2 protein-coding genes are annotated in these 2398 nt (G+C 33.8%); both read left to right on the plus strand.

Translation table 11 applies throughout. The features are described from left to right. Positions 1 to 366: 366 nt before the first annotated feature. Positions 367 to 609, plus strand: coding sequence for a hypothetical protein (locus B045_RS15150; protein ID WP_202900294.1), 243 nt, complete (start codon positions 367 to 369; stop codon positions 607 to 609). 275 nt (positions 610 to 884) lie between these two features. Next, positions 885 to 2398: TonB-dependent receptor (locus tag B045_RS0111605; protein WP_018464428.1), on the plus strand; the 1514-nt coding region annotated here is incomplete at its 3' end.

Raw genomic sequence — 2398 nt, forward strand, 5'->3', positions numbered from 1 at the left:
GTAAAGAGAACTATGTATGGTAGAGCGAGCATTAAACTACTAAGAAGAAAGATGGTTCTAGAGCATATATTCTTCAACTAAATTAGAGAAGAACCCGTGTTTCAGTAGGTATAACTACAAATGTGTATATCAATTCAGGTCATCGTCAGCATAACAGAAATAAAATCACCACTTTCGTTGCGCTATTGAGTGATAAGGCCCTTATCACTCAACAAAGCATGTAGGTTTGCAGAGTAATAAGGGCCTTATCACTCCGTTTTATGTATGTTTTTAGACTATCATACATAAGCTAACAAACTGAATAACATATAGTTATGTGAAAACATGTAGGATATTGGATTATTTAATCCAAAAAAATATTTTTTTATGGCAATACAATGCACACTAGAGAAGTCAAGAACTGACGAAAAATATTTCGCAAGAGCAAGAAAAATAGGTAAAGTAGGCATGAAAGAAATCGCCGAAGAGATACAAAGGAACTGTTCTGCCACATGCTGCGACGTGACTTTAGTATTGACAGTGTTCCTGGATAATCCGCAACTATTTTCTTACTGGAGAAGAAGTCTCAGTGGATGGTTTCGGCAGTTTTCTTATCAGAGTCACAAGTGACTTTGTGGAAAATCCAGCTGACTTCAAAAAAGAAATAACCGAAGAATTTTCCATTTTATAAAGCTATATCTCTTCCAAAAGGGCTTTAATTTTGTTGCATTTACCCTGAATAAAATAGCTAAAACAAACCTAATATGCTGATATAGTGTATTTTAACCTGCAACACAACCTGTAACACCTAGTATTAATTTCTTGCAAAAAAATTGGGATGGTAATAAAAATGTTTATAACTTTGTTCTGTCGAAAGACAAAAACTAAATAAATAGAGACAAAACATGAAAAAGCTATTCATGATATTAGCCGTATGCTGCTATATATATGCTGGGTATGCTCAAACTATTACAGGACATCTGGTTGACGAAGGCGGTATTCCCTTGGAATATTCAAATGTGATATTGTTGAATGCCAAAGACTCTTCATTTGTGGTTGGTTGCGTAACAGGCGAAGATGGAAAATTTGCGCTAGCTAATTCTAATATTAATGGGAAATTGCTAAAAATCACGCACATAGGATATGAAGACCTATATTATCCTGTATCAGAAATGACCGCTAATATTGGAATACTTAAACTAAAAACAAAATCTACTACTTTGAACGAGGTTTCTATAATAGGTAGTAAACCCATGTTTCGACAAAAAAACGGCTCTCTGATAACAGATGTATCCGGGTCTGTATTAAGTCAATTACATGAATTTACGGAATTAGTTTCACAGATTCCTGGAATTGTAAAAACAGCTAATGGCGGATTTGAAGTCTTCGGTTTAGGGTCTCCCGTTATATATATCAATAACAAAAAAATACAAGATCAGACAGAATTGAGACAACTATCTCCGAAAGATATAAAAAGCATTGAACTTATTAGTAACCCAGATGCCAAATATGACGCAGAAGGAAAGGCTGTACTTAAGATTGTTATGTTGAAAAAAGAAGACGGACTGACATTTCAACTTGGGAGCAATGCCAAACAAAACAGACGGTCAAGCTATGGTAATGACATGAAGATAGGATTTAAGCATCAGAAACTTAGTTTTTCAGCTAACTTTAGTTACGATAATACAAAAAACAGATCCATACTTCCACAAACTAAAGAATTATTTCTTGGAGAAAACACGCATCGCTACATTCAAGACCAGACAGCTAAGGGACATCTTACAAATAATGAATGGCAAATAAACATGGATTATGAAATAAATGATAGACATAACATCGGCATTGAATGGAATTCGTCAAATAACAAAGATAATGAATATCGTATTTCTACGCTTGATTATCAGTTAAATGATAAACTTGCTCAGTCAACAGATATTCTTAATGATTACATTAATAAGACGAAATATAACCACGTAAACCTATTCTATAATGCACAGTGGAGCAAGCTGTTGTCGACAGAATTTAATCTGGATTATGCCAATAATAATAATAAATACAATCAGGAAACAAATGAAACAACTGAGAGTGTTCCTAAATTAACCATCAGTACTGGAAATAATATGTTGGATATCTATTCTGGAAAATTTGCATTCGACTATAATTTAAACGAGAAGTTTGGATTATCATGGGGGATAGAATGTAATCACATAAATATAACAGGTTCTTTGACCAGCGACTCAGGGAATACGCCGTCTTCAAATTACAGTAACAGGGAAAATAAATATGCTGCCTATGCAGAAGCTAAACTTAATATGGGAGATGTGCTGGTCAATGGAGGATTACGCTATGAAGAATTAGTTTCTGATTATAAGAATTTAATAGATAGGACAGGAGATGTTCATCGACATTATAAAAATAT

The sequence above is a fragment of the Segatella paludivivens DSM 17968 = JCM 13650 genome, from assembly GCF_000373185.1.
Lineage (GTDB): Bacteria > Bacteroidota > Bacteroidia > Bacteroidales > Bacteroidaceae > Prevotella > Prevotella paludivivens.